A 23,482-nucleotide genomic window follows, 5' to 3' on the forward strand; every position below is an offset into this window, starting at 1 on the left:
CTTACAGTGCGTTGACCTTCTTGGAGATCGCCGACTTGCGGTTTGCTGCGTTGTTCTTGTGCAGAACACCCTTGCTGACAGCCTTGTCCAGCTTGCGGCTGGCAGCAACCAGGGCAGCAGCAGCTGCATCCTTGTCTGTGGACTCAACGGCGGTGTTGACGGCGCGGATGGCCGTCTTGAGCTCGGACTTGACTGCGTTGTTGCGCAGGCGTGCCTTTTCGTTGGTGAGGATGCGCTTCTTCTGGGACTTGATATTCGCCACGTGTGAACTCTCTTTTTAATGCGGAAATGGTCTAGAGGGCTTTCAGATTGGCCATTGACTGAGCGGCGTGGGGATACCTATGGCGGCCAACCATCAGTGGCCGTCGACCTGCACGGACACACAGCTATAAAGAATAGCAGGTCAGGGGCGGGACTGGCCATTTGGGAACCTAGCTCCACCCGTGTCGCCGGCGGATCCCTTCGGCCACCCTGTCAAAGCGGGCACGCTCCAGTACGGCCCCTTCCCGCCGGATGCTGTCCGGTCGGAGCTGCACGATGCGGTCGAGCCGGGCTTCGCTGGGCCTGCCCTGGCGGTCCCAGGCGCCGGTGCCGATGTCCACATATCCTGCCGATGCCCCCGACTCGGGGACCCGGTCTTTGCTGGTGAGCATCAGCCCAAGGAGGTATCCGCCGCTGCGGCCCACCAGCAGCACCGGCCGGTCTTTGCCGCGCGTGTGGTCCTCTTCGTAAGGGACCCAGGCCCACACCACCTCGCCGGGATCAGGGTCGCCGTCCCGCTGCGGCGCGTAGCGGATGGTGAACCGGCCGTGAAAGTCGCCGGGGTAGTGAGCCTTGCCTGGAGTAGCGGGGGAGGGTGCGCCGCGGGTGGGACCGGCGTTCCCGGCCGGGCCGCCGCGGCCTGCCTTCTGCAGTGCGCGAAGGCCGGCTCTGACGGCGCCGGCCAGGGAGCGGAGGTTGATAGCCATCGTGCAACCCTAACCCTGGCCCGCGTCAAAGCCACGGGACGTCAGGGGCCCGTAATGCGGTGCCACAGGCCCGGACGTGGGACACTTGAAGTTCCAGATGTGCGGAGTGTCCGCAGGGTGCCCTCCGTGCGCCTTGGCGGCGACCGCGTGAATGCCAACAGTAAGGACCCTGCGTGTCTCCCATGGCCCGCACCGCCCCGGTGCCCGCCGCGACAGATCCGGCAATTATTCGGAACTTCTGCATCATCGCGCACATAGACCACGGCAAGTCCACCCTGGCTGACCGCATGCTGCAGTTCACCGGCGTCGTCCAGTCCCGCGACATGAAGGCCCAGTACCTGGATCGCATGGACATCGAGCGTGAACGCGGCATCACCATCAAGTCCCAGGCTGTCCGTATGCCGTGGGAACTCGACGGCACCAGTTACGCGCTGAACATGATCGACACTCCGGGCCACGTGGACTTCACCTACGAGGTTTCCCGTTCGCTGGCAGCCTGCGAAGGGGCGATCCTCCTGGTCGACGCAGCGCAGGGCATCGAAGCCCAAACCCTCGCCAACCTGTACTTGGCGATGGAAAACAACCTCACCATCATCCCGGTCCTGAACAAGATCGACCTCCCGGCGGCCCAGCCCGAGAAGTACGCGGCGGAACTGGCAAGCCTGATCGGCGGGGACCCGGAGGATGTACTCCGTGTCTCGGGAAAGACCGGAATGGGTGTCGAAGCCCTGCTGGACAAGATCGTCCGCGATCTTCCGGCCCCGGAAGGTGATGCCAACGCTCCCGCCCGTGCCATGATCTTTGACTCCGTTTACGACACGTACCGCGGCGTGGTGACTTACGTTCGTGTGGTGGACGGCATGCTGCACCCCCGGGAGCGCATCCAGATGATGTCCACCCGCGCTACCCATGAACTCCTCGAGATCGGGGTGAGCTCCCCGGAGCCCACCCCCTCCAAAGGGCTGGGCGTCGGCGAAGTGGGTTACCTCATCACCGGGGTAAAGGATGTCCGCCTGTCCAAGGTGGGCGACACCGTGACCAACCTCGCCAAGCCCGCCGCCGATTCGCTCCCCGGCTACGCCGATGCCAAGCCGATGGTCTTCTCCGGCCTGTACCCCTTGGACGGAACGGATTACCCGGTGCTCCGCGATGCACTGGAGAAGCTGATGCTCAACGACGCCGCATTGGTCTACGAGCCGGAGACCTCCGCAGCGCTGGGCTTCGGCTTCCGCGTTGGCTTCCTCGGACTGCTCCACCTGGAAATTACCCGCGAGCGGCTGGAACGTGAGTACAACCTCGACCTGATCTCCACGGCGCCCAACGTGGAATACGAGGTGACGCTGGAAGACAAGAAGGTGGTCCACGTGACCAACCCCAGCGAATACCCTTCCGGCAAGATCTCGGAGGTCCGTGAGCCGATGGTGTCCGCCACTATCCTGGCCCCGAACGAGTTCGTTGGCGCCATCATGGAGCTGTGCCAGAGCCGGCGCGGTGTTATGGGCGGCATGGACTACCTGTCCGAGGACCGGGTGGAAATCCGCTACCGCCTGCCACTGGCGGAGATCGTGTTCGACTTCTTCGACATCCTCAAGTCCAAGACCCGTGGCTACGGTTCCCTGGACTGGAAGGCCGACGGCGACCAGGTGGCCGATCTCGTGAAGGTTGACATCATGCTCCAGGGTGAGCAGGTGGATGCGTTCTCCGCCATCACGCACCGGGACAAGGCCTACGCCTACGGCGTCATGATGACCACCAAGCTGCGCGAGCTCATTCCCCGCCAGCAGTTCGAGGTGCCCATCCAGGCTGCCATCGGCTCGCGGATCATCGCCCGCGAAAGCATCCGGGCCATCCGCAAGGATGTGCTGGCCAAGTGCTACGGCGGTGACATCTCGCGTAAGCGCAAACTGCTGGAAAAGCAGAAGGAAGGCAAGAAGCGGATGAAGATGGTGGGCCGCGTCGAGGTCCCCCAGGAAGCGTTCATCGCCGCCCTCACCACAGACGAGTCCAAGGACAAGGCCAAGAAGTAGTGAACACAGCGTCCGGCAATACCGGAGGCCCCTGCAATGCCTAGCACCCTTCCCCTCGGCGACCCGGCGCCGTCGGACGGTCTGCTGCCCGCCCAGGCAGTGGACGGTTCTGCGGACCGGGCCTTTGGCCTGTACGTTCACATCCCGTTCTGTGCGGTGCGCTGCGGCTACTGTGATTTCAACACCTACACCGCCACCGAGCTCGGCGGTGGCGCTTCACAGGATGCCTATGCCGGCACGGCTGCGTCAGAGGTCTCGATGGCGGCCAAAGTCCTCACTGAATCCGGCCTTCCCCCGCGCAGGCTGAGCACCGTGTTTTTCGGCGGGGGTACACCCACCCTGCTGCCCGCGGACGATCTTGCCCTGATTCTCCGCCGTGCCATCGACCAGTGGGGTATCGAAGATGGCGCTGAAGTCACCACGGAGGCGAACCCCGATTCGGTTACGCCCGAATCGCTCGCTGTCCTGAAGGACGCAGGATTCACCCGGATTTCCTTCGGCATGCAGTCCGCCGTTCCGCATGTGCTCAAGGTACTTGACCGCACGCATACGCCCAGCCGGGTCCCGCAGGTGGTGCAGTGGGCACGCGAGGCCGGCCTGGCCGTCAGCCTCGACCTGATTTACGGAACACCGGGGGAGTCCCTCGCTGACTGGCGATACTCGCTGGAGACGGCCTTGTCCTACGAGCCCGACCACATCAGCGCCTACGCGCTGATCGTGGAGGATGGTACCAAGCTCGCCGCTCAGATCCGCCGTGGGGAAGTCCCCGGGATCGACGACGACGACCATGCCGACAAGTATGAACTCGCCGACCAGCTGATCACCGAAGCCGGCCTCGGCTGGTACGAGGTCAGCAACTGGGCCCGCACGCCGGAGCAGGCCTGCCGCCACAACCTCGCCTACTGGCGCGGCGACGACTGGTGGGGAATCGGGCCCGGGGCGCATTCACATGTGGGCGGGGTCCGCTGGTGGAACGTCAAACACCCCACCGCCTATGCCGGCCGTTTGGCGCAGGGCCTGTCGCCCGCTGCCGGCAGGGAGACCTTGGACCTGGAAACCCGGAACATGGAACGCGTGATGCTCGAAGCGCGCCTGCAGTCCGGCCTTGAAGTGTCATCCCTTGGGCATGACGGCCGGCGCGAGGTCGCAGGCCTGATTGCGGATGGCCTGGTGGAGCCGGCCGAAGCCTTCCGGGGACGGCTCGTCCTTACCCTCAAAGGCAGGCTGCTGGCGGATGCTGTGGTCCGCCGCGTACTCCCGGCCTGATTAGTCGCCCCCACCGCGCTTTGCCTGGGCCTATGATGTGGTCAGCACCAAGAGTCTGGGGAGGACATGGATAGCACGAAAGCGGTTCTGCTCGTACCGGACCGGGAGGAATGGGAGAGGCAGTTCGGCCGATACGCAAAAACCCGTAAACGTGTGGGTGCCTGCATAGGACTGGCCCTCGGCGGGCCACTGTTGGCCGGATCCCTCTACCTCACGGGGCTGCTCTACCCGCTGCTGCGGGGAGACATTGCGGCAGGGCACCCAAGCTACGACGCGTACAAGGCTGCATCAGCCACGGCCCTCCTCATAGTTGTCGCCGCCCTCGTGCTCTATGCCGGGTCCAGCATCATCTTCGGACGCTGGCTTCGCAAAACCCACGTCCTTCTGGGCTTCAACCCTGATGGCTCCTTTCCTGAGGTACGGGGCGCCCTCAGTCGGGACAGTACGAACGCTTAGTCCTCCGGCGGGCCGGCAAGGGATGTGGTGGTCCTGGTGGGGCTGTCCCAGAGGCGGGCTGCGGTGCATTCTCCTTCCGTCCGCACATCCAGGGCCGCGATGGCAGTTCCGAGCAGGTGCCCCGGAATCCGGCGCGCCAGAGTGACGTGGGGTGTCCACGAATCCGGGAGGGTATTGGCGAATGCCCCCGCGCACTGCTGATGGAGCCGCGCGTGAAGTTGCAGCAATCCTTCCGCCGGCACCACCAGGCGTGCCAGCACGCAGCTCCCGGAACCGGCGGGAAAGAGCACCAGACCGGAAAACCGGATGACGATCGGCAGCCCGCCCCACAGATCCTGCGCATCGGCCCCGAGGGCCAAGGAGTTGCCTGCGGCGAGGGTGATGTGTGGCCTGTTGCTCGGAGAGGTATGCGTGGCCAGGCTGGGCAGGCCCGCTTCGAGGAGGCGGGCCCAGTCCATCCTGATCAAAGAATCGGTGGATTCCCCAAAGGTCAACTCGACGCTGCGCATGCACCCATCATGCAGTACGCCTGCCTGTGGGTTCAGGTTTTGGAGGGTGACTGCGCTATTTGATCCAGCGCAGGTTGTACGGGTAACGGTGCGGCTGGCCCTTGTTGACGTGGATCCCGGCGGCTACCGAGAAGCAGGTAAGGGCGATCCAGATCAGTGTTGCAATGACCGCAAAGATGTTGCCCACCACCGGCACAAAAACCAGGATGTTAGCTACCACTGCGGCGATGGTGGGTGGCAGGCTGAAGTTCAGCGCCTCCTTGGACTCCTGGGCGGTAAACGGCCCCCGATCCCGGAAGATCAGGTAGATCAGCAGTGAAGGAACGCAACCCAGGATGCCGCCAAAGTGGGCGAGGGTGGCCCACTGCCGGTCTTCACTGGCGGTCAGGGGCAGCGCATTCGCTGGCACGCCGTGGTACTCCGAACGGCCCTGGCCGCCCTGGCTGTCCCTGTGCTCACGTGCGTTTTCTGCCACAGTCTGTTCCTTCGAAAGTGCAATGGTGCTGACTAAGAATGCCATGTCTAGTGCCGGTGCTGCGATCCGCAGTTACCGCAGTACCAAGAATACTGGGTGCAGCGGTGCTGCCAGTCCGCCACCGGGCGCACCGGGCAGCGCGCCTGTGGTTCAGGGGACCGTAAGGAAATCGATGACTTCCTCCACCCTTCCCAGCAGCGACGCTTCCAGGTCCGCGTAACTGCGGACGGCGCCCAGCAGCTTTTGCCACCCCAGGCCGATGTCCTCTTTGGTTTCGTGGGGCCACCCGAAGGCTGCGAGGATGCCTGTTTTCCAGTCCTGCCCGCGCGGCACTACGGGCCACTTCTCGATCCCCAGCACGGCCGGGCGGATGGCCTGCCAGACGTCAACGTAGGGGTGTCCAACGATCAGCACATTCCCCGCGGCGCCGGGAGAGGCCATCACGGCATCGGCAATGCGGGACTCTTTCGAATCGGGCACCAGGTGGTCCACGAGCACGCCCAGGCGCCTGCCGGGCCCCGGTTTGAAGTCGGCCACAGCCGCCGCGAGGTCATCAATGCCGTGCAGGGGTTCGACGACGATGCCTTCCACCCGGAGGTCATCTCCCCACACCTTCTCCACGAGTTCGGCGTCGTGTTTTCCTTCCACCCAGATGCGGCTCGCTTTGGCAACCTGCGCCCTCTGGCCGGCAACGCGGACGGAGCCAGACGCCGTCCTGCCGGCGGCTGTGCCCGACCCGGCAGCCGGCCGCGGAGCAGGCGGCATCAGGCGGATCGCCTGTCCCTCCAGGAGGAACCCGAAGCCCAACCGGAACGAGCGCGACTTGCCGCGGCGGTCCTCCAGGGCGACTACATGCATTCCGCCCGATTTTTCCACCCGGGTCACGGCGCCAACCCAGCCGGATTGCACATCTTCGAGCACCATGCCCCGCTCCACGGGCACTTCCGGTAATTGAGCCTTGGCGGGGGCGGATAGGTCCTGGGCTCCCCAGTTCTGGTAATGCATCAACTCACTCCGCCTCGCGCTAGATCACGGCCGGGGGAATTTCACCCGGAGCGGTACCAATGCTAACAACGGGGTGAGTCATAATAGACTGTTAGCACTTGGGCATGTCGAGTGCTAACCGCTGCAGCGTCACGGTGCGGGCGGAACGGCTGCCCTGAACCCTGGATGGAGGTGGAGAGTGAGCGAGCCACGCAAACTGGAAGTACTGCGGGCCATCGTGGAGGACTACGTCCACTCCCGCGAGCCCGTCGGGTCCAAGGCCCTGGTGGAGCGGCACCATCTTGGCGTCTCCAGCGCCACCATTCGCAATGACATGGCCGCGCTTGAGGACGAAGGGCTGATTACCGCGCCCCACACCAGCGCAGGCCGCATCCCCACGGACAAGGGCTACCGGCTTTTCGTCGACCAGATCTCCGCGGTCAAGCCCTTGTCCCAGGCGGAGCGGCGGGCCATCCAGTCCCTGCTTGAAGGCTCGGATGACCTCGACGACGTCCTGGAACGTACCGTCCGGCTGTTGTCCCAGTTGACAAACCAGGTGGCGGTTGTCCAGTATCCGCACCTCAACCGCGCACTGGTCCGCCACATTGAATTCGTTCTCCTGGCACCGCGGAAGGTGTTGGTGGTGCTGATCGCCAACAGCGGCAAGGTGGAACAACGCGTCATCGACGTCGGGCAGGATCTGGGGGATGAAGCTCTCGCCGGGTTGCGCGCCAGGTTCCTCGGATCCCTCGCCGGGACTCCATTGGCTCAGCTGGGACAGTCGCTGACCGCGGTGGTGGCCGGCGTCGCCCATGGACAGCGGCAGGCAGCCCAGGCGCTGGCTCACGGGCTGGAAGGCCTGGGCCACAGCAGCCGCGAAGACCGTATGGTGATGGCCGGCACGGCCAACCTGGCCCGTTCGAACGTTGACTTCCCGCTCAGCATCGGACCGGTGCTGGAGGCGCTCGAGGAACAGGTGGTGATGCTGCGCCTGCTGAGCGAGATGGCGCAGGACCACCGCGGAGTAGCCGTCAGCATTGGCCGCGAAAACCCCTACGACGGCCTTGCGGAGGCATCTGTCGTGGCCACCGGCTATGGCCCGGACAGCGTCGCCAAGATTGGCGTGCTGGGCCCCACCAGGATGGACTATCCCACCACCATGGCAGCCGTCAGGGCCGTGGCCCGTTACCTGTCCCGGATTTTGGGTCCCTGACCCCACAACGGCGCCCAAGAGCGCACAGCAGTGTAGGCAGTACGACTGCAGGCAGAACAACAAGGAAGAGATACGAACTTTGAGCAGCCACTACGAAGTCCTTGGAGTCTCACCGGATGCCACCGGAGAAGAGATCAAGAAGGCCTACCGCAAGCTGGCCCGGACCCTTCACCCGGACGTCAATCCCGGTGAGGATGTTGCGGACCGCTTCAAGGCAGTGACCCACGCCTACGAAGTTCTCTCGGATCCCCAAAAGCGGCGGGTCTACGACACCACCGGCAACGAGAACGGCACCGACAACGGATTCGGCGGGGGAGCGTACGCCGGCCAGGGCTTCGCTTTCCAGGACATCTTCGATACCTTCTTCGGCGCAGGAGGCACCACCGGCCCCGCATCACGGGTGAGGCGTGGACAGGACGCGCTCATCAGCGTCCGGATCGAACTCCGGGATGCGGTGTTCGGGGTCAACAAGAAGCTCGAAGTGGACACGGCAGTGGTCTGCCCCACCTGCGAGGGTTCGTGCTGCCGTCCCGGAACCCATCCGGAGCGCTGCGACATCTGTGGTGGCAGCGGCCAGGTCCAGCGGGCCGTCCGTTCCATCCTCGGCCAGGTCATGACGGCGGCCCCGTGCGGCACCTGCGAAGGCTTCGGAACTGTCATCAAGGACCCCTGCAACGAGTGCAGCGGGCAGGGGCGGATCCGCAGCCGCCGGTCCCTGACCATCAAGGTCCCCGCCGGCGTTGCCACCGGCACGCGCATCCAGCTGTCCGGCCAGGGCGAGGCCGGTCCCGCGGGCGGCCCCGCGGGTGATCTCTATGTGGAAATCCGCGTCAACAACGACGCCACCTACGTCCGCGAGGGCGACGACCTCCACGCCACGCTGAATATTCCCATGACGGCAGCCGCCCTGGGAACCGACGTGACCCTCGAAACCTTCGACGGGCCGCAGGACATTGACGTGAAGGCCGGCACCCAGTCCGGAGAGATCATCACCCTGCGCGGCCTCGGTGTGACCCACCTGCGTGGTTACGGCCGCGGTGACCTGAAGGTTCATCTCCAGGTCGAGACGCCTGCAAAACTCGACGCAGCGCAGGAGGACCTGCTGCGCCAGCTCGCCAAGCTTCGCGGCGAGCAAATTACGGACGGCAAGCTTGCTGCCAGCGGCGGCATGTTCGCCAAGCTCCGGGACCGGCTCGGTAACCTGTAGCGGTGAGCAACCCCGTCTTTTTCACTGCGGCCGGGTCCCTGGACCGGATGACGCCGGAAGGGATTTTCGTCCTGGAAGGACCGGAGGCGCGGCATGCGGTGACGGTCAAGCGGCTCGCTCCGGGCGAGGCCGTGGATATTGTTGACGGCGCCGGTACCCGCATGACCGGCAAGGTCACTGCCGCTTCCTCCTCCGGGCTCGAAGTGGAATGCACGTCCATGGTGACTGAGGAGCGTCCGCACACGAGGCTGGTGCTGGTCCAGGCCCTGGCCAAGGGTGACCGGGACGAGCTGGCCATCGAGACGGCCACCGAACTAGGCATCGATGCCGTAATTCCGTGGCAGTCGGAGCGGTCCATCGTCCGCTGGAAAGGTGACCGGGCTGCCAAGGCCCACGCAAAATGGCAGTCCGTTGTTACCGCCGCCGCCAAGCAGGCCCGCCGTGCCTGGATCCCTGAAGTGCGTGCCGCCGTCGACACCGCCGCCCTCGCCGCGGCAGTGGAGGCGGCCGACCTCGCCGTAATCCTGCACGAGAACGCCGTGCGGCCCTTCCGGTCCGTCCTGGAATCCTGGCTTCCAACCGGGGCCACTGACGGGGTGCGGGAAGTGCTCCTGATCGTGGGACCCGAAGGAGGGATCAGCCAGCGTGAAGTGACAAGGCTGTGTGGCCAGGGTGCCGTAACAGCCCTGTTGGGACACCACGTGCTGCGCTCTTCAACGGCCGGCCCTGCCGCCGTCGTTCTTGCCAGCGACGTCCTGGGCCGCTGGGCAGCACCGGCAGTCTGAGCTGCCCGGGGGATCTAGCGGACCTTGAAGCTCCGCGTGTCCTCGGTGCCGTCCACTTGGCCGTCTGAGTTGGAGGTTTGGGCCACCCGTAGTTCGAAGTCACCCTCGGGCAGGGTCAGGGCCAAGGTGAATACCCCGGCCTGCGCGGGATCTGCAGCCGCCGTTGTTTCTCCGGTCAGGAAAGGTGTCTTGTCGCCGTTGTCCCCGGCCCGCAGGATTTGCCAGCGGAGCTTTCCGCCCGGCAGGGTGCTTCGCCCGGTGATTTTGACGCTGCCGTCGGCCACTTCCACGTCTTCCTGCGGGTCGATGATCCATACGGGGGCCACCAGCCCGACTGTGCGGGCCATGAGGGACCCCAGCTGCACATGGTTGAACGCAACGTAGTCCGTGTGTCCGTCCACGAGGATCCTGACGCGGATCTGCTGGCCGGAGTCAATCAGTCCTGAGCTGGCAGCCGCGGCGGTAGCCGTGTAGACAAGCTGCTGGATGGCCCGGGTGGCCATGTCGGCGTCAAGATTGCTGTTGAAGGCATCCTCTGACACATCCACCGTGATGATGTCCTTGCCGGAAATCGAGGTGGCCAGCTGCTTGGGGTTCTGCCATGGCGTGAAGAAGTCCGGATCCAGCGGCTTTTCGGACATCATGGCGCGCAGGGCCCGTGTGACCGGATTCTCCTGCTCCGGGACGTCCCGGAATTCCCGGTAAAGGAAGACATCGCTGTTGCTGCGCCCGATCCAGTAGACGGGCGCCTTATTGGACGACTGGGTGGTCTCCAGGGGAGCACTCGTGGAGGGGGCGCCGGATGTAGTGCCGGGGCCAGCGGGGCTGGAAGAGAGTGCGCCGGTGGGGGACGGTCCCGGTTCGGCGATGCAGCCCGCCAGGACAGGAACTGCGAGCAGGAGACCGGCAAGGACCGCGGAACGGGCGCCGCTAAGGGCTCCTCGGGCGCGGCGGGGCGCTGCGGTTTCCGGCACCTTGATTGCTCTGTCCTTTCCTGGTCGGGTAGGCCGATCCCCGGTCGGCCTTGCTGCTCCAGCAGCAGGCTGGATTTCCAGCATTGCACAGCCCCGGGGAGCAAAAGCGCCGGGATGCGCTGAGCGGTCCAACTGCAACTGGAACGATATGAGCCCGATATGAAGTTGATACCTAATAACGGGAACAGTGCCATCTGCCCCGACGGACAGGTACGGGCGGCGTATTGCAGTATGGGGTCTGGTGTGCCTGCTGGCGTAGGATGGAAGGTACCGCTGGAAGCAACGGCACCAGCCGCCGCAGATCAGCCAACAGCAATTGTTTCGACATCGAGGGGATCACAGGCCTGCGGGCCAGCACCATGACTGAATCAGCTAACGGAAAGCGCAGGCTCGTGACAGGCGAGGGCGCAGCGGGGGAGTTTCCCCATTCACTCCCTGGCGTCCGGACCGAAGTAGTCCTTTTCGACAACTCGGACCAGATGGTTCAATCGCTGGGCAGCCATGATGAAGCGTTGCGGTTCATCGAGGAACAGTTCCCCGACGTGAACTTCCACGTTCGCGGCAATGAGCTTTCCATCAGCGGCCCGGCGGCTGATGTGCCACGGATCATGCGGCTCCTCCACGAAGTGCGCGGGCTCGTGGCCCGCGGCACGGTCATCAGCCCGGCTGTATTGCAGCAGCTTGTGGCGCTCCTCCGCTCGCAGTCGATGCAGAATCCCGTGGATGTGCTCACCCATGACATCCTGTCCAGCCGTGGGAAGACCATCCGTCCCAAAACGCTGAACCAGAAGAATTACGTTGATGCGATCGACGCGAACACGGTGATCTTCGGAATTGGGCCAGCCGGCACCGGCAAGACCTATCTGGCCATGGCCAAAGCGGTGCAGGCCCTGCAGCAAAAAGAGGTCAGCCGGATTATCCTGACCCGCCCGGCCGTCGAGGCGGGGGAGCGGCTGGGTTTCCTTCCCGGCACGTTGAGCGACAAGATCGACCCCTACCTCCGTCCGCTGTACGATGCCCTGCACGACATGATGGACCCGGAGTCCATTCCGCGGCTGATGGCAGCGGGGACCATTGAGGTGGCGCCGCTGGCCTATATGCGCGGCCGCACGCTCAACGACGCCTTCATCATCCTCGATGAGGCGCAGAACACCACGCCCGAGCAGATGAAGATGTTCCTCACCAGGCTTGGCTTCGGTTCCAAAATGGTGGTCACAGGCGATGTCACCCAGGTGGACCTGCCCTTCGGCACGCGGTCCGGACTGAGGATCGTGGAAGAGATCCTGCAGGGCATCGATGGCGTGAACTTCTCCGTCCTGGACGCAGCTGACGTGGTGCGGCACCGCCTGGTGGGCGATATCGTCAATGCCTACAGCATCTGGGACGACACCCAGCGCAGCCGGGTCAAGCATTCGGCAAGCCGGGAAAAACGGGGGGAACACGCGTGAGCATCGAGGTGAACAACGAGTCCGGCGTCCAGGTGGACGAGTCCGAACTCGTTGCCCTGTCCAGGTACGTCTTTGAGCAGCTTTACATCCATCCGCAGGCCGAACTGTCCATCCTCCTTGTGGACGAGCCCGCAATGGAGAAGCTTCACATCGAACTGATGGACGAGCCCGGCTCCACTGACGTGCTGTCCGTGCCCATGGACGAGCTGACCCCTGGCACGCCTGACCGGCCGACGCCCCAGGGCATGCTGGGGGATATTGCGGTGTGCCCGCAGGTTGCCACGGTCCAGGCCCGGAACGCCGGCCACTCGCTGCAGGACGAGATGCTGCTCCTGACTACGCACGGTATTTTGCACCTGCTGGGCTACGACCACGCCGAGCCTGAGGAGAAGGCCGAGATGTTCGGCCTTCAGCGGGAGCTCCTGTCCGGCTTCACCGGCAAAGAAGCGCCCGCCGAGACCACCCAGTGACCCCTCTGCTCCTCGTCGCAATGGCCTTGGCTTTCCTGGGCTTCGCGGCAGTACTGACCGCGGCCGAGGCCGCCTTCAATTTCCTTCCGCGGCACGACGCCGAGGAAGCGCTCGTCAAGAGCCGCGGCACGGCCATGCGCCGGATCCTGGCCCAGCCCGTGGCCCATATCCGTGCACTGCGGTTCTGGCGCATCTGGTTTGAGATGGCCTCCGCGGTTGCCGTCGCGGTCCTGCTGTACAGCCTGCTGGACAACATCTGGCTGGCGGGGCTTGCTGCGACCGGCATCATGGCCCTCCTGGGATTCGTCATCGTGGGGGTCTCTCCCCGCCAGCTTGGACGGCTCCATTCGGCCGCCGTCGTGCGCCTCACGGCGCCCATGATCCGGTTCCTCACGTGGGTACTGGGACCCATTCCGGGATGGCTCGTCGCCCTGGGAAGCGCTGCTGCACCCGGCGCGCCGATTGGCGACGAGGCGTTTTTCAGTGAGCAGGAGTTCCGTGAGCTGGTGGAACGTGCCAGCGAGTCAGACATGATCGAGGACACCGAGGCTGAGATGATCCAGTCGGTCTTCGATTTCGGCGACACTTTGGTCCGTGCCGTTATGGTGCCGCGGACGGACATCCTCAGCATCGAGGCGGGCTCCAGCCTCCGCCGTGCCATGTCGCTCTTCCTGCGCTCCGGGTATTCAAGGATCCCCGTGATTGGCGAAGACACGGACCACATTTTGGGCATTATCTACCTGAAGGACGTGGCCGCCGTCCTGCACGAACTGGCACCGGACGAGGAGCCGCCCCTGGTGGATTCGCTGGTCCGGGAGGTGCGGTACGTTCCCGAATCCAAGCAGGTCAGCGACCTGCTGCGCGAGTTGCAGAAGGAATCCACCCATGTTGCCATCGTGATCGACGAATACGGCGGTACCGCCGGACTCGTCACCCTTGAGGACCTCATCGAGGAGATCGTGGGCGAAATCGTCGACGAATACGATACCGAAAGCGCCGAGGCCGTAGAACTGGGCGACGGCTCGTACCGCGTGAGCGCCCGGATGAGCATCGATGACCTCGGCGAGCTTTTTGACATCGAGCTCGACGACGACGAAGTGGACACAGTGGGAGGCCTGCTCGCCAAGGCGCTGGGCCGTGTGCCCATTGTCGGCAGCAGCGTCGAAGTTGACGGTGTGTCGCTGCGCGCCGAAAGGCTTGAAGGCCGCCGGAACCGGGTCAGCCACATCATTGCGGCGCAGGTTCCAAAAGTAGACACTGACCTTGAAGACCTCCTCCAGGAGGCGGAAGCAACCCAGCAGGGAGTTCCACGTGAGCAAGAAAAATAAGGCCGCAAATGACGAAGATTTCGGCGGCTTCCGGGCAGGATTTTCAGTTCTTGTGGGCCGCCCCAACGCGGGCAAGTCCACTCTGACAAACGCTTTGGTGGGCAAGAAGGTGGCCATCACCTCTGCCAAGCCGCAGACCACCCGGCACACCATCCGCGGCATCGTCCACCGCGAGGACGCTCAGTTGATCCTCGTGGATACACCAGGCCTTCACCGTCCCCGCACCCTCCTGGGAAAGCGCCTGAACGACCTTGTTGCGGACACCCTCGCAGAGGTGGACGCGATCGGGTTCTGCCTGCCTGCCAACGAAAAGATCGGTCCCGGCGACAAGTACATCGCTGCCCAGCTCGCAGCTGTTGGCCGCCAGCCCGTGATCGCCATTGTCACCAAAGCGGACCTCGTGGACCGGCAGGCCCTGACTGAGCAGCTCCTTGCCGTCGCCGCGCTCGGGCGGGAAGTGCTCGGGGAGGAAGGCTGGAAGGACATTGTTCCGGTATCCGCCAGCGACGGCTTCCAGGTGGAAACCGTCGCCGACGTCCTGATCAGCCACATGCCGCCGTCGCCCCCGCTGTACCCGGACGGTGAGCTGACCGACGAGCCTGAAGCCGTGATGGTCGCGGAGCTGATCCGTGAAGCGGCACTGGAAGGCGTCCGCGACGAGCTGCCGCACTCCCTGGCAGTGGTGGTTGAAGAAATCGTGCCCCGCGAGGACCGTCCCGACGACAACCCCCTGCTGGACGTGCGCGTGAACCTCTACGTCGAGCGCCCGTCCCAGAAGGCCATCATCATCGGCAAGGGCGGCAGCCGCCTGCGCGAAGTGGGCACCAACGCACGGAAGGGGATCGAGGCGCTCCTGGGCACGCGTGTCTACCTCGACCTGCACGTGAAAGTGGCCAAGGATTGGCAGCGGGACCCAAAACAGCTCGTAAAGTTGGGCTTCTGACGCTTTAATAAGTGCGGCCGTGGGGCCGACCGGGAATTTCCCAGCCTGGACCACTAAAATGGACCGGATTCAGAATCTAGAGGAAGGTCCATCACGTGGGGCGAGGCCGCGACAAGCGCGAAAATGGAGCTGACGTATCAGCAGGGGGACCAGTGTCGCGGCACGCGGATGAAGGCACCGTTGGAGCCGCCCGCCACCTTGGTTCCGTGCGCGGGATGCCGCTGTGGCTCAAGATCACCACAGGCGTGCTGTCGGTGGCCCTCGTCGGGGCCTTGGCTTTCGCAGGATTCTGGTTCCTCCGCCTGCAGAACAACATCTCCAAGGCCCCGCTGAACGCCGGGGGCGGAGGTGCCGAGTCGGTGAGTGATGCGAGCGGGCGTATGCAGATCCTGATCCTGGGCTCGGACACCCGCGAGGGCAAGAATGCCGAGTACGGGACTGCGGATGATTCCAAGGGCTATGGCAAGTCCGACGTCATGATGCTGATGGACATCTCCGAGGACAACAAGCGGGTCAGCGTCATCAGTTTTCCGCGCGACCTGCTGGTTGACATCCCCGAATGCAGGGACGAGGAAACGAAGCAGACTTTTCCCGCGCGCAGCGGTGTCATGATCAACGAAGCCATGAACGAGGCCGGCATTGGTTGCGCCGTGGACACGGTCAACCGGCTCACGGGCCTGGAAGTGGACCACTTCATGATGGCGGATTTCAACGCAGTGAAGGAACTGTCGAACGCAGTGGGCGGCGTGGACGTCTGCATCAGCGACGCCGTCTTTGATCCCGATTCCCGGCTCCGGCTCCCGAAAGGCACCTCCGCCGTTCAAGGTGAAATGGCCCTCGCCTTCCTGCGCACCCGCCACGCGTTTGCCGACGGAGGCGACCTTGGCCGTATCAAGGCCCAACAGGGGTTCCTGTCCTCGCTCACCCGGAAGATCAAGGATGAAGGCACACTGAGCGATCCCGGCAAGATGCTGAAGATCGCCGACGTCGTCACGCAGAACCTGACGGTGGATGAAGGACTGGCCTCGGTGCCCAGCCTGCTCACTATCGGCAATCGGCTCAAGGACATCGACATCAGCAAGGTGGCGTTCGTTTCCGTTCCCACCACGCCTGCCCTTCTGGATCCGAACCGGCTGCAGATCGCCGAGCCCGAAGGGTCCCAGCTGTTCGCCGCCCTGCGGCAGGATATTGACCTGACCGACCCCACAGCGCCGCCCAAGCCTACGGAGACCACGGCTCCGCCCAGTGCGGCGCCCAGTGAGACGGCTCCTCCCGCCCCGGCCTACGACAAGGCGCTCCAGCCGGTCACCGTAGCCAACGGCAGCGGCGTGCCGGGGCGCGCGCAGGAAATAGTGCAGGCACTGATCGGCGGCGGATTCACCCAGACCGGACAATTCGAGGCAACCGTTGTGGAACAGTCCGTTGTCTACTACGGCACCGGCTACGCGGATGTGGCTGCTGACGTTGCTGCGCTGTTGGGGGTCCCTGCGGGGCAGGTGCTGCCGGCTCCTGCAGTGTCCGGGGTCCAGGTCCACCTCGGCACCGATTTCACTTCGGGTACCACGTACGGGGCGGCGGCTGCTCTGCCTGAGGACATCGTCAACCAGACGGCCGGGGACACCCGCTGCCAGCAGGCCAACCCCATGCTCATCGTCGAGGGTTAGGCAGGGTCCGGCCAGGGCCGATCCAGCCCGCGGCCGAAGGCACAAAAAACGGGGCCCGCCGAGCGGGCCCCGTTTGTGTCTGCTACCAGATACTGACGCGTTCCTCCGGAGGCATCCACATGCCGTCCTGGTCGGTGACCTCATAGGCGTCGTGGAAGGCGTCGAGGTTTTTCGCGATGGCATTGGTCCGGAACTCGTTGGGCGAGTGCGGGTCAGTTGCCAGCCTGCGGATGGCTTCTTCGCTCCGGATCACCTGCCGCCAGCCTGCTGCCCAGGATGCGAAGAAGCGCTGCTGCCCGGTGAGGCCGTCCAGGACCTCCGGCTCCTTTCCATCGAGGCTGATCAGGTAGGCCTTGTAGGCGATGGCCAGCCCGGCGAGGTCGCCGATGTTTTCGCCGAGGGTGAGGCGTCCATTGACGTTATGGCCGGGCGCCGCGTACGGGGAAAGCGCATCGTACTGCGCCACCAGCTTGGCCGTGAGCTTTTCGAAGGCCTGACGGTCCTCATCCGTCCACCAGTTCCGCAGCGCCCCGCCGCCGTCGAACTGTGAGCCCTGGTCGTCGAAGCCGTGGCCGATCTCGTGCCCGATCACGGCGCCGATCCCACCGTAGTTCACGGCGTCGTCCGCGTCGGCGGTGAAGAACGGCGGCTGCAGGATGGCGGCCGGGAAAACGATCTCGTTCATCATCGGGTGGTAGTAGGCGTTGACTGTCTGCGGGGTCATCAGCCACTTGTTGCGGTCCACCGGCTTACCCACCTCATCAAGGTGCCGGTCCACGTCTGCGTTGTGTGCCCGTTCCACGTTGCCCAGCAGATCCGCTGGATCAATCTCCACGGCTGAGTAGTCAATCCACTCTTCCGGATAGCCGATCTTCGCCCGGAACCCCTCCAGCTTCCGCAGCGCTTCGGCCTTGGTGTCCTCGCCCATCCAGCCGACGGCGGTGATGCTTCGGCGGTAGGCCTCAATCAGGTTGGCGACGAGCGTCTGCATGCGGGCTTTGTGCGTTTCCGGAAAGTGCCGCGCCACATAGATCTGTCCTACGGCCTCGCCGAGGCCGCCTTCCACCACGCCCACGCCGCGCTTCCAGCGGTCCTTGTTGCGCGGGGTGCCGCTGATGGTGGTTCCGTAAAAGGCGAAGTTGGCATCAACGAATGCCGAGGACAGGTAGGGGGCTGCGGCACTGATAACCCGCATGGCCAGCCACTCCTGCCAATGCGCCAGCGGCTCGGACTCGAGAAGGCCGGCGGCGCCGTCGAAGAACGGCGGGGTACTCACCACAATCTCCTGCCGCTTTTCCTCATCAATGCCCGCCGCATCAAACCAGGTGGTGAGCTGCGGGAACAAAGCGGACGCCTCGTCCGCGGACTTCAGGTTGTACGTCTTTTGCGGGTCCCGAAGGGTGACCTTGTCCCAGTGATGGGATGCCAGCTTCCTCTCAAGCGCAACCACACGCTCAGCTGCACCGTCCGCGTCCGGAACGCCGGCCAGGCCAAGCATCGTCTTCACGTGCGCACCATAGGCGGTGACCATCGGGGCGAACTTCTCTTCCCGGTAGTACGACTCGTCAGGGAGTCCGAGACCGCCCTGGCCCACGTACAGGAGGACCCTCTCGGGATTACCCGCGTCCGGGGCCGGGTAGATGTAGAACAGGCCACCCACATCGGCGCGGAACAACCGGCCCGCCAGGGAGACCAGGTCTGCCACGGAGGTGGTGGCGAACACCTCGGCGAGCCGCTGGCGGATGGGTTCCATGCCTTTGGCTTCAACGGCAGCTTCGTCCATGAAGCTGTTGTAGAGGTCCCCGACCTTCTGTTCGATGCCGCTGGCGGCCCGGCCCTTCGCCGCTGCTTCCTCGATGATGTCCCGGACAGCAATCTCGGACCCGTCCCGCAGGGCAGTGAAGGTGCCTTCCAGGGGCCGGTCATCGGGGATTTCGGTAGCCTTCAGCCACGCACCGTTCACGTGCTGGTAGAGGTCATCCTGCGGCCGGACGGCGTTATCAAAGGTGGACAGGTCGATCCCCGAAATGGGCACTGAAGCTCCTTTTTGCTGACCGCGGCCGGCGGAATACCGGTCGGCGTCTGCATGGTGGACGTAACGGACGGTAGTGCCCTTTCATCTTACGCACCCGTGTTACTCTCAAATGGTGCGTGCAGAGCTTCTTCTTCTTAGCTGCCGCGGCGAGGCCTCAGACGCGATCTAGCGCAAGGCCCACCCTCGCTGCGGAGTTTGTGTTGCCCGGCCACCCTTTCAAAGAAGAATCACAGAAAAGGCCCCGATAGTAATGCGAAACGCACAGAAGCCCTCTGGAATGCCCGCCCACCGGTACACGCCGTTCCAGGACCAGATCAAAGTCGAGCTGCCCGACCGCACCTGGCCGGACAAAGTCATTACCAAGGCTCCGCGCTGGTGCGCAGTTGATCTGCGCGACGGAAACCAGGCCCTGATCGACCCCATGAGCCCGGCCCGCAAAATGAAGATGTTCGACCTGCTGGTCCGCATGGGCTACAAAGAAATCGAGGTAGGTTTCCCGTCCGCATCCCAGACGGACTTCGACTTTGTCCGCCAGCTCATCGAGGGCAACCACATCCCGGACGACGTCACCATCCAGGTCCTGACCCAGGCCCGCGAACACCTGATCGAGCGGACCTACGAGTCACTGGTAGGTGCCAAGCAGGCCATCGTCCATCTGTACAACTCCACCTCCGTACTGCAGCGCCGCGTGGTCTTCAACCAGGATGAGGACGGAATCCTGGACATCGCGCTCCAGGGCGCCAGGCTGTGCAGGAAGTACGAAGAGACCCTCGTGGACACCCACGTCACCTACGAGTACTCCCCGGAATCCTTCACGGGCACCGAACTGGAGTACGCAGTGCGGGTCTGCAACGCCGTCGCCGACGTTTTTGAGGCTTCCGCGGACCGCCAGGTCATCATCAACCTGCCTGCAACCGTGGAGATGGCCACGCCCAACATTTACGCCGATTCGATTGAATGGATGAGCCGCCACCTCCACCCGCGGGAAGGGATCATTCTCTCCCTGCACCCCCACAACGACCGTGGAACGGGCGTCGCAGCCGCGGAACTCGGCTACATGGCCGGGGCCGACCGGATCGAAGGCTGCCTCTTCGGCAACGGCGAGCGGACCGGCAACGTGGACCTCGTCACCCTCGGCCTGAACCTCTTCGTGCAGGGCATCGACCCCATGGTCGACTTCTCCAACATCGACGACGTCCGCCGGACCGTGGAGTACTGCAACCAGCTGCCCGTCCCCGAGCGTTCACCCTACGGCGGCGACCTCGTCTTCACGGCGTTCTCCGGATCGCACCAGGACGCCATTAAGAAGGGCTTCGAGGCCCTGGAGCGGGACGCCGCAGCCGCGGGCAAGGACGTTGCCGACTTCACCTGGCAGGTTCCCTACCTGCCCGTGGATCCCAAAGACCTTGGCCGCAGCTACGAAGCGGTGATCCGGGTCAACTCCCAGTCCGGCAAGGGCGGCGTGGCGTACCTGCTCAAGAATGAGCACAGCCTGGACCTGCCGCGCCGTGCCCAGATTGAATTCTCCGGCGTCATCCAGAAGCGCACGGACACGGTGGGCGGCGAGGTCAGCGGTGCCCAGCTGTGGCAGGTCTTCCAGGACGAGTACCTGCCCTCCAGCAAGACAGATGGACAGTGGGGCCGCTACTCCCTGGGCGCCGTCAAGACAGAAACGGACAACGACGGCGGCATGACGCTTCACGCCTCACTCACCGTGGACGGCGTGCAGGTTCAGCGGACAGGCACCGGCAACGGCCCCATCGCCGCCCTGCTGAGCATCCTCCGGGAAGACGGCGTGGACGTCCGCGTCCTGGACTACAGTGAGCATGCCCTCTCCGAGGGCGGCAACGCCATGGCTGCCGCCTACGTGGAGTGTGCTGTGGGGGAGCGCGTGCTCTGGGGCGTTGGCATCGACGCCAACACCAGCATGTCATCCCTGAAGGCTGTTATTTCTGCCGTGAACCGGGCCATCCGGGACGCCCAGGCCTGACGCGCGGGCGTGTGCCGCCGGGGGACTCCTGGCGGCACAACGCCGCCGCCCCTGGCGCCTTCGGAGGGCAGCGCCCGCAAAGGATGGGAAGATAAAGGGGTGGCCCAACACTCTTTCGCCTCCCGCGCGTACCGGGACGACGCCGTCGTGCTCCGTACCCACAAACTGGGCGAGGCGGACCGCATCATCACGTTGCTGACGAAGCACCACGGCCAGGTCCGGGCTGTGGCCAAAGGAGTCCGCCGGACCAGCAGCCGGTTCGGTGCGCGCCTTGAGCCGTTTATGGTGGCGGACCTGCAGCTTGTGTCCGGAAAGTCGCTGGACATTGTCACCCAGGCCGTGGCCAAGGGCGCCTATGGCGGAAGCATCGCCGCAGACTACGGCCGCTATACCGTAGCTGCCGCCATGACGGAGACAGCGGAAAAGCTCACCGACGTCGACGGTGAATCCGGAACCGCCCAGTACAACCTGCTGGTCGGTGCCCTGGCGTCACTGAGCCGGAACGAACACGCCGCCGGGCTGATCCTGGATTCCTACCTGCTCCGGGCACTGGCCACCGGCGGCTGGGCGCCCAGCTTTACGGACTGCGCCCGCTGCGGGCTGCCGGGCCCGCACAGCGCCTTTTCCGCACCGGTGGGCGGCATGGTCTGCAATGGATGCCGGCCGCCGGGCTCGCCTGCGCCGGCCCCGGAAACGGTGGTGCTCCTCGCGGCGCTGCTGACCGGAGACTGGGTCACCGCGGACGGTTCCCTGCCCGTGCACCGCAAAGAAGCGGCCGGTTTGGTGGCGGCCTACCTGCAATGGCATCTTGAACGAGTCCTGAAGTCCCTCAAACATGTGGAGCGCAGCTAACAGTGGCCCTGGGAAAAAAGAACAACGCGTCCCCTCAGCGGAGCCACCCCGTGGTTGCCCCCTACCCGCATCCCTCGGGCGCGGTGGCCCCGTCCATCCCCGCAGAATTCATACCCCGGCATGTTGCCATTGTGATGGACGGAAACGGCCGGTGGGCCAACCAGCGCGGGCTGCCGAGGATAGAAGGCCATAAAGCGGGCGAGCCCGCATTGCTGGACGTTATGGCAGGGGCCATTGAGCTGGGCATCGAGTACGTCAGTGTCTACGCCTTTTCCACGGAGAACTGGCGCCGCTCCCCGGAGGAAGTGCGGTTCCTGATGGGATTTAACAAGGACGTGCTTCGCAGGCAACGGAACCAGCTCGATGAATGGGGGGTGCGTGTCCGCTGGTCCGGCCGGCGGCCGCGGCTGTGGGGCTCGGTGATCCGGGAACTTGAAGAAGCTGAGGCATTCACCTCCGGGAACAGCACCTGCACGTTGAACATGTGTGTTAATTACGGCGGCCGGGCGGAGATTACCGACGCCGTCTCCGCCATCGCCGGCGAAGTCGCCGCCGGCCGGCTCAAGCCTGGTGCCATCACCGAACGCACCATCCAGAAGTACCTTGACGAGCCGGACCTCCCGGACGTGGACCTGTTCCTGCGCAGCTCGGGGGAGCAGCGGCTGTCCAACTTCCTGCTGTGGCAGTCCGCTTACGCAGAGTTCGTCTTTATGGACACCCTTTGGCCAGACGTCGACCGCCGCACGCTGTGGGCGGCAGTGGAAGAGTACGCCCGGCGGGACCGCCGGTACGGTGGTGCGGTGGACGCAGCCCGTCCCGTCGAAGGAGCAGGGCCTGCGCAGTAGACCGGCCAGGGTCAGCGCCGGTCAGGGCTGTTCAGGAAGCTCTTCGTCGTCTGCCGGGTCCCCGTAAGCGCGGAGCCAGCGCGACAGCCGCGCGTAGGCGTCCGCACGCACAGCGGCGGGGGAGAGGAACACGTCGTGCAGTGCGCCCTCAATCCTTTCCACCGTTACCGTACGGCCCAAAGTGAGGGCGCGGGCAGCAATAACGTTGACGTCCAGCACGGCGTCCGTCCGCCGCATGTCCTCGGACCAGAAGAGTCCGTTCGCGCTTCCCCGGGACAGCATCACCAGGATGGGAACCTCGATGTTGAGCCCGCGCGCCACCTTCGCGTGCCCGGCAAGTACCGCGCTGAGCCAGCCGGCGCGCACCGGGAAAGCCATAGGCGGCCGGTACCGGTCATCCAGCGACCATTCCCCGTCCGCAGAACTGCTGATGGTCCGCCAGTAGAAGCCGCGCTCGGGAAGCCTAAGCACGGCCTCGGGCCGGAAGCGGGCAACAGGTCCCACCATGCTTGACGCCGCGCGCCGCACCAGTGCGCTTCCATGCATCTCCAACCACGGGCTGTTGAGGATGAGCTGCGATACCGTTCCGGGATGCCTGCTAGCCCATAGGGCCGCCACCAGCCCTCCCGTTGAGTGCCCCATCAGGGTCAGCGGCCGGGTAACACCCTCCTGGCTGATCAAGCGGCAGGCCATCCCGATCTCGGCATCATAGTCGGCGAGGTCCGCGACGTATCCACCCGGAGACTCCGGACGCAGGCTCCGGCCGTGGTTGTGCATGTCAAGCGCGTAGAAGCCGTAGCCGACCGACGACCAGAAGCGGGCAAGGTCCACATTGAAGAAATAGTCGCTCCAGCCATGCAGGAAGAGGACAGCCCTGCGGTGCCCCGGCGACGTGAGGGCACCGGTTACCGCAGGGCAGAACCGGACCAGGGTCGCGGTCCGCTCCACACCGTCCGCTCCGGCAGCTGTGAAGGCATGGGACTCGAATTCTTCGCCCAGGATGTCCCGCTGCCATTCCATGGCTTTATGCTATTCCGCCGTGT

The 23,482-nt window shown here is 64.7% G+C and carries 22 protein-coding genes; 14 read left to right on the forward strand and 8 right to left on the reverse strand.

The annotated features are described in order from the left end of the window. Position 1: 1 nt before the first annotated feature. Entirely contained in the window at positions 2 to 262 is a 261-nt protein-coding gene (gene rpsT, locus M1D32_RS09635) for a 30S ribosomal protein S20 (RefSeq protein ID WP_011692086.1), read from the reverse strand. 169 nt (positions 263 to 431) lie between these two features. Continuing rightward, a complete protein-coding gene (locus M1D32_RS09640) occupies positions 432 to 968 on the reverse strand; it encodes a type II toxin-antitoxin system PemK/MazF family toxin (protein ID WP_458781977.1) in 537 nt (178 codons plus the stop codon). A gap of 173 nt (positions 969 to 1,141) precedes the next feature. On the opposite strand from M1D32_RS09640, the gene lepA reads away from it, so the two are divergent. From lepA to M1D32_RS09655, 3 genes are all read left to right on the forward strand, one after another. Further along, complete coding sequence (gene lepA, locus M1D32_RS09645; RefSeq protein WP_256249668.1) at positions 1,142 to 2,995, forward strand: translation elongation factor 4; 1,854 nt, start codon at positions 1,142 to 1,144, stop codon at positions 2,993 to 2,995. Between the two features lie 36 nt (positions 2,996 to 3,031). Then, a complete protein-coding gene (gene hemW, locus M1D32_RS09650) occupies positions 3,032 to 4,261 on the forward strand; it encodes a radical SAM family heme chaperone HemW (protein ID WP_458781978.1) in 1,230 nt (409 codons plus the stop codon). A 66-nt stretch (positions 4,262 to 4,327) separates the two neighbouring features. Beyond that, positions 4,328 to 4,717, forward strand: coding sequence for a hypothetical protein (locus M1D32_RS09655; RefSeq protein WP_458781979.1), 390 nt, complete (start codon positions 4,328 to 4,330; stop codon positions 4,715 to 4,717). Here M1D32_RS09655 and M1D32_RS09660 read toward each other — a convergent pair. The 3 genes from M1D32_RS09660 to M1D32_RS09670 all read right to left on the reverse strand — a co-directional run bounded on the left by M1D32_RS09660 (position 4,714) and on the right by M1D32_RS09670 (position 6,706). After that, positions 4,714 to 5,226, reverse strand: a complete 513-nt coding sequence (locus M1D32_RS09660; RefSeq protein ID WP_458781980.1) for a 2'-5' RNA ligase family protein — start codon at positions 5,224 to 5,226, stop codon at positions 4,714 to 4,716. The genes M1D32_RS09655 and M1D32_RS09660 overlap by 4 nt on opposite strands. A 55-nt stretch (positions 5,227 to 5,281) precedes the next feature. Further along, positions 5,282 to 5,701, reverse strand: a complete 420-nt coding sequence (locus M1D32_RS09665) for a DUF4870 domain-containing protein (RefSeq protein ID WP_458781981.1) — start codon at positions 5,699 to 5,701, stop codon at positions 5,282 to 5,284. A 150-nt stretch (positions 5,702 to 5,851) separates the two neighbouring features. Continuing rightward, a complete protein-coding gene (locus M1D32_RS09670; RefSeq protein WP_458781982.1) occupies positions 5,852 to 6,706 on the reverse strand; it encodes a DUF3097 domain-containing protein in 855 nt (284 codons plus the stop codon). A 178-nt stretch (positions 6,707 to 6,884) separates the two neighbouring features. On the opposite strand from M1D32_RS09670, the gene hrcA reads away from it, so the two are divergent. From hrcA to M1D32_RS09685, 3 genes are all read left to right on the forward strand, one after another. Continuing rightward, a complete protein-coding gene (gene hrcA, locus M1D32_RS09675; RefSeq protein ID WP_458781983.1) occupies positions 6,885 to 7,898 on the forward strand; it encodes a heat-inducible transcriptional repressor HrcA in 1,014 nt (337 codons plus the stop codon). A 79-nt stretch (positions 7,899 to 7,977) separates the two neighbouring features. Continuing rightward, positions 7,978 to 9,105 (forward strand): molecular chaperone DnaJ, encoded by a 1,128-nt coding sequence (gene dnaJ / locus M1D32_RS09680; RefSeq protein WP_458781984.1) that lies wholly within the window; start codon positions 7,978 to 7,980, stop codon positions 9,103 to 9,105. A 2-nt stretch (positions 9,106 to 9,107) separates the two neighbouring features. After that, positions 9,108 to 9,890 (forward strand): 16S rRNA (uracil(1498)-N(3))-methyltransferase, encoded by a 783-nt coding sequence (locus tag M1D32_RS09685; RefSeq protein ID WP_458781985.1) that lies wholly within the window; start codon positions 9,108 to 9,110, stop codon positions 9,888 to 9,890. Between the two features lie 14 nt (positions 9,891 to 9,904). Here M1D32_RS09685 and M1D32_RS09690 read toward each other — a convergent pair whose 3' ends face one another. Further along, positions 9,905 to 10,864, reverse strand: a complete 960-nt coding sequence (locus M1D32_RS09690) for a GerMN domain-containing protein (protein WP_458781986.1) — start codon at positions 10,862 to 10,864, stop codon at positions 9,905 to 9,907. A gap of 359 nt (positions 10,865 to 11,223) precedes the next feature. Between M1D32_RS09690 and M1D32_RS09695 the strand changes: the two genes are divergently transcribed. From M1D32_RS09695 to M1D32_RS09715, 5 genes are all read left to right on the forward strand, one after another. Further along, positions 11,224 to 12,312 (forward strand): PhoH family protein, encoded by a 1,089-nt coding sequence (locus tag M1D32_RS09695; protein ID WP_458781987.1) that lies wholly within the window; start codon positions 11,224 to 11,226, stop codon positions 12,310 to 12,312. After that, on the forward strand, positions 12,309 to 12,782 hold the full coding sequence (ybeY, locus tag M1D32_RS09700) for an rRNA maturation RNase YbeY (protein WP_458781988.1): 474 nt from the start codon (positions 12,309 to 12,311) through the stop codon (positions 12,780 to 12,782). Before M1D32_RS09695 ends, ybeY begins: the two co-directional genes overlap by 4 nt. Then, a complete protein-coding gene (locus tag M1D32_RS09705; protein WP_458781989.1) occupies positions 12,779 to 14,110 on the forward strand; it encodes a hemolysin family protein in 1,332 nt (443 codons plus the stop codon). Before ybeY ends, M1D32_RS09705 begins: the two co-directional genes overlap by 4 nt. After that, positions 14,094 to 15,053 carry a GTPase Era gene (gene era / locus M1D32_RS09710; protein ID WP_458781990.1) on the forward strand — a complete coding sequence of 320 codons (960 nt, stop codon included), beginning with the start codon at positions 14,094 to 14,096 and terminating at the stop codon, positions 15,051 to 15,053. The genes M1D32_RS09705 and era overlap by 17 nt, the downstream gene beginning before the upstream one ends. A gap of 215 nt (positions 15,054 to 15,268) precedes the next feature. Further along, entirely contained in the window at positions 15,269 to 16,717 is a 1,449-nt protein-coding gene (locus M1D32_RS09715; RefSeq protein WP_458782154.1) for an LCP family protein, read from the forward strand. Between the two features lie 82 nt (positions 16,718 to 16,799). Here the strand turns inward: M1D32_RS09715 and M1D32_RS09720 are convergent, their stop codons facing one another. Further along, complete coding sequence (locus M1D32_RS09720) at positions 16,800 to 18,752, reverse strand: M13 family metallopeptidase (protein ID WP_458781991.1); 1,953 nt, start codon at positions 18,750 to 18,752, stop codon at positions 16,800 to 16,802. A 250-nt stretch (positions 18,753 to 19,002) separates the two neighbouring features. Here M1D32_RS09720 and leuA point away from each other — a divergent pair, with 250 nt between their 5' ends. The 3 genes from leuA to M1D32_RS09735 all read left to right on the forward strand — a co-directional run bounded on the left by leuA (position 19,003) and on the right by M1D32_RS09735 (position 22,439). Beyond that, complete coding sequence (gene leuA, locus M1D32_RS09725; protein ID WP_458781992.1) at positions 19,003 to 20,742, forward strand: 2-isopropylmalate synthase; 1,740 nt, start codon at positions 19,003 to 19,005, stop codon at positions 20,740 to 20,742. 99 nt (positions 20,743 to 20,841) lie between these two features. Beyond that, positions 20,842 to 21,594 carry a DNA repair protein RecO gene (gene recO / locus M1D32_RS09730; protein WP_458781993.1) on the forward strand — a complete coding sequence of 251 codons (753 nt, stop codon included), beginning with the start codon at positions 20,842 to 20,844 and terminating at the stop codon, positions 21,592 to 21,594. 2 nt (positions 21,595 to 21,596) lie between these two features. Continuing rightward, positions 21,597 to 22,439, forward strand: a complete 843-nt coding sequence (locus tag M1D32_RS09735) for an isoprenyl transferase (protein WP_458781994.1) — start codon at positions 21,597 to 21,599, stop codon at positions 22,437 to 22,439. Positions 22,440 to 22,460: 21 nt separating this feature from the next. Here the strand turns inward: M1D32_RS09735 and M1D32_RS09740 are convergent, their stop codons facing one another. Further along, on the reverse strand, positions 22,461 to 23,459 hold the full coding sequence (locus M1D32_RS09740; protein ID WP_458781995.1) for an alpha/beta hydrolase: 999 nt from the start codon (positions 23,457 to 23,459) through the stop codon (positions 22,461 to 22,463). Between the last annotated feature and the right edge of the window lie 23 nt (positions 23,460 to 23,482).

This window comes from Arthrobacter sp. D3-16 (assembly GCF_054408515.1).